Raw genomic sequence first — 9,089 nt, forward strand, 5'->3', positions numbered from 1 at the left:
GGGGAACACCGCTCAGAAGCGCCCTCAAAGGCCCTCAGAGTGCGGTTCATCCCCGCAGGCGCGGGGAACACGATCGGTGGCTCCTTCTCGAACAACTTGTGGGCGGTTCATCCCCGCAGGCGCGGGGAACACACTTCCAAGAAGTCCTTGTTTTCATAGAACAAAAATGACCACCCAAAATCTACCAACTTTTTTCGCAGCTTGAGCTGCATGATCCGAATTGTTAAGGAGCTTGATGTGGCTCATCAGGAGGCAGGAAGCTGACAAGTCTGAGGCCATCAAAGTCGACGGGAACGCGACGATTCTTACCGAGCGTGACAAAATCATAGCCAGATTCCGTATTGGTACTCCAGGCCATAACCACGTTGCCATCCTCGATCCCCTCCGCAATCTGCTGCCAAATGAACTCTCGCAGGCGCTTGGAAGGCGTGCCGATATAGACGCCGGCTCGCACCTCCAGCAGCCAGACGGCGAGACGTCCACGCAGACGAGGCGGAGCGTTCTCAGTGACGATGACCAGCATCGCCAAGACCTTCGTCTTGCTTGATCGCGGGCGGTACCGACTCCTTGGGAGCCGTTGGCGGCTCCATACCACCAGCAGTCAAGACCTCCTCAATCATCGGGATGATCTTGCCGAGCAGATGGGATGACCGGAAAACATCGCGGCAAGCAAGACGCACCTCACGTTCTGCATTGGGCGGCTTCTTGGCGGCGATCTTGAAGGCGACGGGCACCACCGTCTCAAATTTGACGATATCAGCGATGTCATAGACAAACGACAACGGCTTGCCGGTGTGGATGAAGCCGACAGCGGGTGCATATCCAGCAGCCAGTATCGCGGCCTCAGTAATACCGTAAAGGCAGGCGGTAGCGGAAGAGAGGCAGAGGTTGGGTAGATCGCTCGCATCCCACTGCGTCGGATCGTAGCGGCGCCCCTGCCATTTGACGCCATAGCGTTGCGCCATCGAGTCATAGATCTTCTTCACCCGGGCGCCTTCGATGCCGCGCAACTGCTCAACGCTGCGCCGCTCAGGTGGCGCTTCATTGAAACGCAGTTCGTACATCTTACGCACGACTTTGAGGCGCGCCTGGTCGTCCAGCGCGAGCTTCGCTTGATAGAGCAGACGATCCGATCGGGCACCGCCTGGCTGACCGGAGGCATAGACTCTGACGCCGGCCTCGCCGACCCAAACCAGCAACGTACCGACGCGCGCCGCAAGTGCCGCCGCGCGATGCGAGACCCGCGTGCCAGGCTCGAGCATGATGCAGGCAATGCTGCCGATCGGGATATGGGTGCGCACGCCCTTCTTGTCGATGACAACGAAGGCGCCGTCGAGTACGTCGATTTCCCCGTACTCGATGAAGATCAGCGAGACACGTTCCTTCATGGCGATGGGCTTGAGTGGTGGCAGCATCGATCACCCTGGCTGTTTAGGCTAACCGTCGAACGAGGAGCAGACCGCAACCAAACGCCTTGGCCGGACCGATGCCATTGCTGAGCAGGGCGCGGAGCTGCTCGGGATCGGTCACCCTGAGCACGCCTTCAAAGGTCACCGTCACTAGCTTACCCGCGCGGTTGCCACGCCGAAAAAAGACCGGCGGATGGGGCCGCACCGAGACCGCATCCATCCTCGCGGCCCCTTCAAGCTTGCGTTCTAGCCAAGCCGTCTGGCTGGCCTCGGTGATCAGCGGAACACGACAGCTATCGCTGCGCTTTTGAGGCTTATCCGGCCTCTGCGAGTCCTTGATCGTCTTGACCGGATTGGCGGTGAGCAGGAATGCGAGCCTTTGGCCAATACTGGGCTGAGGATCGATCTCGCGGCTGGCGAGCAGGCTGATACCCTCTGCCGCCGTTGGCCGCATACTGGATTGCAGCAGGATACGCGCGGGTTGGCCAGGCTGGCTGTCTTCGGTACGAAAGAGAAACCCCTGGCGCGGCTGCTCGTGGCGTTGACGGCTCTCTGGCGGTCGATCAGGGAACAATCGCCACAGGCGTCGATGATGCTCATAGGGATTTCTGGCCACTGACCAAGGCAGCTCGGCACGGCTCAGAATCATGTCAGGCTCTCCTTATGCACATAGATGCGCCGGTTATTGAACTGACGTTGCTCACCGTAACCGGGCACATCGCGAAGTTGCATCGGCAGGCCCGAGACCAGATCGCCTTCGGCGTAGAGAGTGCCGCCGACTGGCTCAATCTTCGCTAAGGCTGCAATGGCATCAGCCGCCTCGATCAGCGCCGATGGATCGAGCAATGGTCGTCCCAGAGGGCAGGAGCGTCGTCCAAGCGTCGGGGTAAACGCCGGCCGGCGTACCGCCTCCAATAAAGTGCTCAGTGCGATCGTCGGCTCGGCACGACTCCCAACGGCCACGGTGAACGCAGCATCGAACAGGTATTCGCGATGCGATTCGATGGGGTACTTGTTGGTCGAACCGTCCACCTTTCGCGCATTGAGTACAGTGTGATAATCGGTTTGCTTGATGGCGGTTTTGCTTGACCACTGGCCATTCGCATCCTCGGCTTCAGGTCTGGGCGCGGACTCATCCACTCGAACCGTCAGCTCAATGCTGTTCGCAAGCGCTTGCTGCGCGGTCTTGTCCTGACGGTCGATACCGAGGCAAGCACCGAGCAAGCCGAGCAGACCGCTGCGTGTCGGGAAGGCATTCACCGGCCGAAAGTCTTCAAAGGTATGCGTGCCCCAGGCTTGCATTGGGCCATCAATCCGCAGAATCAGAAACTGTGGCATGACGCGACCTCAGTTGGCTACATCGTTGACGAGCCAATCCTTAACCGCCTGCAACGAGGTCAGTGCGGGCTGATCACCAAGTGTGCAATCCGCCTGTGTCGCAAAGGCGCGGGCCTGTTCCTCAAGCCCGTAAGCGCTACCGACGCGCTGCCAGTAGTCTGATAGCGCGGCGATGGACTGATCAAGAAATCCATGATTGCGTTTGTGCTTGATCGGTCGCTCGAAGGCATTGGCAAGCGAGATCGGCTGCTGCGCTAGACTGACGATGGCGAAATCGGCCAAATTGTGCGCGGCGAAGGACTGTTGCTTGGCGCTCGGGACAACGGTCGCCATCAGGTGCAGCACATGCGCGGCGATCTCTAGCGCACGCTTGCGGGAATCGACGGTTTCTTCCGCCTTCATGTTCTCGATTAGACCCATATTCACTTGCAGCTGCCGCAGATTCAGGCTCGCATAGCGATAGAACACACCGGCTGAGAATTGTTGGGTATTGAGATGACCGGCCCCGCTTTCGCCCTCCTCCGTGGTCAAATCATCCACCGCCGTAAACCAGTCGATATCCTGCGGCTCAACGGCATGGGTGGTAATGGCATGGGCCACGGCGAGCGCACCATCGACCGGATAGATCAGCTCAGAATTGGCCATGCGACCAGAAAGCGCGACATCCAGATCGACATAGCCACGCTGCTCCTGTTCCATGCGTCGGATCGACTCGCGGACGAAGTCCGGGCGCGACTTCTCCGGTTGACCGGCCGCATCGAGCAAGAGTTGCCGCAGCGCAGCGATCTCGGACTGGCTAAACGGCAGGATCTGGGTCTCGATATGTCCACTTTGGGCACGCTTGTAGTCGGCGATATCTTTCGCCTTGGTCTTACCCTCGAAGATTGCCGCTGCATACAACGCGCATTGTTCGATCGCGGCCTTCTGCGCGTCATCGGCGGCTTCTTCGCCAAGCATTGCAGCCAGATCATCGAGTAGACGCCGAGTGCGCCGTGATTTTGAGAAATGGCCCAGATAGTAATCGCTGGTGCGAAAGGCGCGCTTCAGCGACTGACTGGAAATCCGCACACGGGTCTCGCCGCCGAAGACGGCCGTCTTCTGCATGTTTATGTCATCGCGATTGAGACAAGAAGGACTGTGGGAGATCAGCACATGGAAATTGACAAAATTGTGGTTGCTCATGAGGTTGCTCCTTGATCGAGCCTGTGCAGGGCCATGAAGAAGTCCTCGACGAGCCTACGCTTGCCCTGAACTCCCCAGTAATAAAGTGTCTCGGCCACATCCAGCCAGCCAAGGCGTGGATGGAGTTGACGGATAATGCGTCGCAATTGAATCAAATCCGCGCCATGATCTTGCGGTGTGCGCGCCACCTGGATCACCCGTTGCTCGGAGATCTCATCGGCCAGAAGCGCTGCTAACCGCTTCTGGCCATGTTCATTCGGACACCAGGGTAGGATAAAGGCGAGTCTGAGCTGCGGCGGCGTTGGCCGTGCCCCGGGAAACAGCCGATACAGCCCAGGGGTTGCGCGCAGATCGTCGGGCGCTTCAGCCCGCCTCATGTCGGCTTGCACGCCGGGCGGCAGCGCTTTAAAGCGAGCATGGAGTCCAACAAAATCCGGTGGTTCTTGGCTCATTGTCCCTCCTTGAGCTTTCTCAGCTCATTGTTCAGGCTGCGTCTCGCCCAAGCGATGATTGGAATCAACTCAGGCTTGGCGGCGTAGGGATCGGTCAATTCCTCAAAGATGGCTTTGCACTGCTCGGTCAGAGCATCAACGAGCGCTACACGTGCCGTTGGCCAATCGTCAAAGGTGTGCTCATCCGCAATCGCGTTGAGAATGAGCGTTTCGGTGCGTGCATAGAAGCGCTGTTCTGCCACCAGATGAATAGGCACCGAAAGCCCCTCCAGCCCTTTATCGCGATGGCCCTTGACCGCAAAAGCAAGTTTACGCCGCAAAGCCTCCTTGGCCGCCAGGCCAAGACCAACCACCAAGTCGATCTGCTCTGCATTGCTCGACCATCCGCGCCCCAACGTCATCAGTTCGTGACGACGCTCAATCACCGAGGCTTGCTTGTTGCGGTAACCACCAACAATCAGCGTTAGCGGCTCCATCCCTAGCGCTGCTGCTTGCGGGATAGGAAGCGCCGGGACATTGCCTTCGCCTTTCTCAATCGCCTTGCTGACAACCAACTCGCTGAGTCGCGTCCAGCCGGGTGCCGTCGTCGTGAAAGATTGGTATCTCGTCTCAGGCTCGCCCTTCTTGAACTTGAGCGTACGCGCGCCATGCGGGTGCGCCCAAACACTCTCTAAGGTGAAATTGAACTTCTCTTTGCGAAAGCCGCTGTAGAGCTGATCCGTCTCGATGCCGAGTACATCGCAACGACCTTCGTGCTCTGAGCGGATCAGCTCGACATGGGCTGGCTGCCAGAACAGGCCCCGGACGAGGCCGATCTGGGTGGCGTGAATGACCTGCTTTGCTTGGATTGGGTCGACCCAGGTCGGACGATCTTGGTTAAGATCATGCCGCCAAGAGGGCGGCAGCTCGCCTTTGAGCTGACGCTCGCTGATGACGTTGCTCCAGACCTGGCGCCGCAAATCCTTGGCATCGACGAGGGTGGTAATCGGCGCACCGCCACGCAGGCTACCCTTGAACCCCCCGCCAAAGCTCGGGCAGTTGGTGGCTTGATTGAACAAGGCGATCGCAGCCACTGGCGCCGAGAGCTGCTTGACCTCACCGATGGGATCGAAGAAGCAGTGGTTGTTCCCTTCGGGCAAGCCAATCATCAATTTCTGGATCGGCGTGACCTCCTTGGCAGCCACACCGCGCGTTTGCATGAAGGGCTGGGTTGGATGATCCAGATCGAACCAGTCGACACAGACCACAACAGCTGCATCGAAATCAGCGGTGGGCATGGGCTTGGCGAGGCGATCCTCGACCTCATCCAGCGTTGCCGGAAGGAACAGCACCTGCGTCAGGCTGGCGAGGAGCTGCAAGCAGGCCATTTCCATATCGTCGCGAGGCAAACTGATGCGCCAATCGGCGTCCTCGCAAAGGAGTTGGCGGTAGGTCAGGAGCTGGAAGTGGCCAGCGCCTGCATGTTGACGCACCGGAATCCATGGAGACGAGAGCAGGTTCAAGGTGCTCCTCCCTTGGGCTTAGGCAGCCACCAAGGCCACCGATGAACTTTCAGCTTAGTTCATCGTCGGAGCATCAGCAAGCAAATAACCGTAAGGCGTTAAGAGACTCCTCCCTGTCACTTTGTGCCAAGCCCTTCCAGGGCGCATCTAGTCAAGATCGCTCGTCACGCCAGCGGGTTTGCTAACCTCTCTCGCGTTCCCTCAACACTGAGGGATGCACCGCAAATCACCGTGATGGATCATCGCGGAAACTCAGTTCCCCGTTTCACGGGGCTTCTGCGCCAGCCGGAGTCTCCTCCCGGCTGGCCTTCTCCAGCCCTCTCGCGATCGAGTACCTGAACGTCTGATCCAAAGCTGTCCAGATACCCTCTCCCTCAGCCTGCATCAGCAAGCGTAAGCGCCCCTCGTCGTCATACTCACAGCCGGTCAGCAGCTTTTCCCAGTTCCGTGGCACCGGGACGGCATTGAGCACCAATCGTTCCAGACGCTGAAACTCGTCCAACTCCTCTAATCGAGTGCCATCCAGGAGCGTCCCATCTTCGAGCAGCGGCAGTACCGTCAGACCCATCTCACCGTCGCGCGTCAGCGCGGTCGCCTGCGCATCCTCATCCCGGAACTGGCTGATGGTCATTGATGCTCGCTGCTGGGCTGTGTCCATCGCCGCGCGCTGGCAATCACGCCAGCCCAAATGCTTGCCGTAAATGCCTTCGGGCTCATCATCCCAAGCGGCTTCGTCATAGACCTGCTCGATCCAACTCCGATAAGCGCCAGGAAAAACAATCTGCTCCGCACCCGCCAGCAGCTGCTCCGTGCGCCAGAGCAGGCGCGGATCACCGTAGATGAATTCATGCAGCGCATAGTCCTCACCCGCAACCGAGACAATCGAGCACATTGGCGCAGCAAAACCAGCGGGGCGCTGAGCTAGCAGATGACGATGCAGACGGCCGATACGTTGAAACAACAGGTCAACCGGGCAGATCTGAGTGATGAGCCAATCGAAGTCGAGGTCAAGACTCTGCTCGATGACTTGGGTCGCGACTAAGATGCGCCCGCGAGACCTGTCAGCATCGCGACCGTAGTCACTGATGACCCGCTCTTCGATCCGCTGTCGATCGCAGAGCCGGAAACGTGCATGGAACAGATCAACGACACAGTCGCTGCGCTCCCGCAGCACGCTTGCGAGGCGTTGGGCATCCTGAACCGTGTTCATGACGATGCCGACGAGCGCATTGGCCTCTTCGGCAGCGATGAGGCGATCGATCAAGCCCGCATCCGGGAAGGCATCGGGCAGCTTCATCAGCTCGATGCCAACGGTGCGTTCTGCGGGCTGCTGATCTTGCGGTAATGTCTTGGCGGTCGTCGTCGTTGCGGCGGTTTGCCAAACCACCGGGTAAGGGGCATCTTCGGAGCCATGATCACCCCAGGCATCAAGCAGGGTATTGCGTATCGACGCCGGCAGCGTCGCGGACAAGAGGATGGCGCTGCCGCCAACCGCGCGATGACGCCTGAGCACCTCGGTGAGCAGTCCATTCATATACGCATCGTAGGCATGCACTTCATCGATGATCAGCACCGCCCGCGCTACGCCAAAGGCGCGCACGAAACTGTGCCGAACCGGCAACACCGAGAGTAAGACCTGATCGACCGTACAAACGCCGACTTGACCGAGAAACACGCGCTTGCGGCTGCTGGCGAGCCAGCTCGCGCATTGGATACTGGCCTCAATGCGCCCTTGCGCAGTCTGCCCACGACCAGCGTCAACGAGTTGCTGGAATACCGGGTTGAAGGCCCGATGACCATGCGCGAGAACAACATTGGCGCCACCGAATGCCTGCTCAGCGAAGCGCATGGCTCGCGCCAGCATCGCGTTGGCGGTGGCCTGGGTCGGCAGGGCGAAAATGATGGCATCGGCACATCCGCTCTCCAACAGTCGCCAAGCATGCGCGAGTGCTGCCTCTGTTTTCCCCGAGCCCGTAGGCGCCTCGATGATCGTCAGCGTCGGTGCTAGCTCCAGTTGATCGACGAGCACCTGAACTCCGCGTGGCTGTTCATCTGGACGCAGCAGCGACTGGACGCCTTTGCAAGGGGCAACCTGAGCAGTCAGGCCGACATGGCGCAGAATGTCTTGCTGCTGAATCCGCTTGAGCTGGTCATTGAAATACGCCGCTGGCGTCAGTCGCCATTTTGTATAGGGAAAATAGTCAGTATTTGAGCCAATCCAGTCGCATAGGCTGCAGAAGCCTGCGAGTAGCCGTTGCGCGGCAAGACCGGGTTTTGGAGGCTGGTCAGCAAGACTCAGCCCGACGGGCTGCAAGAACAATTCGCTGGCGACCCTTAGCCAGTCTTGCCGTGCCTGCCGATCCTGTTGATAAACACCGGGTTGTGCATACGGGTGTTTCGGTGTGCGGCGGCTTGTCGGGAAACCATCGGCACTAATCGGTAAATCGCCATGGTGACCCATGACGGCGCCGAGCCAGATCTTGAAATTTTCACGCGCCTGTCGGGTCTCGGCACCCGTCCAGTCGGCGATCTCCCTCGCGCCCTCGCGCTGAACGGTCACAAAACCGTCAAGGCCATGATCGTAGCGATCAATCTGCTTGAAGACAGCCTTTGTAGTCAGCTCAGGCCAGGATTCGGCGATGGCGCTGGGCGCCAGGATTTGAAACAGCGCATGCAATTTACCGATGTCGTGCAAGGCGACGAAAAACAACACCCAAGCGCGCAATGTCGCCTCGCTCTCAAGTTCGAGAACATCAAAGGCGACACTAAAACTGTGGCATATCGCTGGAGATCGGTCCCAGAGCGCTGATGCAACCGCAGCCACATCCAGGGAGTGATAGGCAAACGGATGCCAGTTAGCTTGATCTTCTCCGTTTGGTTTTGCTTTGGCCCAGTAAGCCCGAAAAACTTCTGCCAACGTCATGACACCCCCTTTTGTATTTCGTTACGATTGAACCACCAATTAGTCTTGTCTAATCAAACACGCACCTCTCGGTTCACCACATCAACATTTGAGGCCAAGACGTTTTTCCACCTCCGGCCAGGGTGTTGACGTTTCCTCGCCGGCCTCGAGCTGACGACAAACCTCTTTAGCAACCTGTGCATCCAGCCCTTTTAAGGTGATGTCAACCTATTGTAATCTATAGTCATTTTCTGGCGACCCTGGAGCTGATGCCCGGATGTTTGACGGTATCCTGCAACGCTTT

At 58.7% G+C, this 9,089-nt stretch carries 8 protein-coding genes; all 8 read right to left on the bottom strand.

What is annotated here, in order from left to right; translation table 11 throughout:
• Window positions 1-223: 223 nt before the first annotated feature.
• Window positions 224-523 (bottom strand): type I-E CRISPR-associated endoribonuclease Cas2e, encoded by a 300-nt coding sequence (gene cas2e / locus AC54T3_RS16745; RefSeq protein WP_496626453.1) that lies wholly within the window; start codon window positions 521-523, stop codon window positions 224-226.
• Window positions 504-1,415, bottom strand: a complete 912-nt coding sequence (cas1e, locus tag AC54T3_RS16750; protein ID WP_496626454.1) for a type I-E CRISPR-associated endonuclease Cas1e — start codon at window positions 1,413-1,415, stop codon at window positions 504-506. The genes cas2e and cas1e overlap by 20 nt, the downstream gene beginning before the upstream one ends.
• A gap of 16 nt (window positions 1,416-1,431) precedes the next feature.
• A complete protein-coding gene (cas6e, locus tag AC54T3_RS16755) occupies window positions 1,432-2,058 on the bottom strand; it encodes a type I-E CRISPR-associated protein Cas6/Cse3/CasE (protein ID WP_496626455.1) in 627 nt (208 codons plus the stop codon).
• The gene (cas5e, locus tag AC54T3_RS16760; protein WP_496626456.1) at window positions 2,055-2,747 is read right to left on the bottom strand and encodes a type I-E CRISPR-associated protein Cas5/CasD; all 693 of its coding nucleotides are present in this window, start codon (window positions 2,745-2,747) and stop codon (window positions 2,055-2,057) included. Before cas5e ends, cas6e begins: the two co-directional genes overlap by 4 nt.
• A 9-nt stretch (window positions 2,748-2,756) precedes the next feature.
• A complete protein-coding gene (gene cas7e, locus AC54T3_RS16765; protein ID WP_496626457.1) occupies window positions 2,757-3,929 on the bottom strand; it encodes a type I-E CRISPR-associated protein Cas7/Cse4/CasC in 1,173 nt (390 codons plus the stop codon).
• Window positions 3,926-4,381, bottom strand: a complete 456-nt coding sequence (locus AC54T3_RS16770) for a CRISPR-associated protein Cse2 (RefSeq protein ID WP_496626458.1) — start codon at window positions 4,379-4,381, stop codon at window positions 3,926-3,928. Before AC54T3_RS16770 ends, cas7e begins: the two co-directional genes overlap by 4 nt.
• Window positions 4,378-5,883, bottom strand: coding sequence for a type I-E CRISPR-associated protein Cse1/CasA (casA, locus tag AC54T3_RS16775; RefSeq protein ID WP_496626459.1), 1,506 nt, complete (start codon window positions 5,881-5,883; stop codon window positions 4,378-4,380). Before casA ends, AC54T3_RS16770 begins: the two co-directional genes overlap by 4 nt.
• A 265-nt stretch (window positions 5,884-6,148) precedes the next feature.
• Entirely contained in the window at window positions 6,149-8,806 is a 2,658-nt protein-coding gene (cas3, locus tag AC54T3_RS16780; protein ID WP_496626460.1) for a CRISPR-associated helicase/endonuclease Cas3, read from the bottom strand.
• Between the last annotated feature and the right edge of the window lie 283 nt (window positions 8,807-9,089).

The sequence above is a fragment of the Halochromatium sp. NSM3 genome, assembly GCF_059621085.1.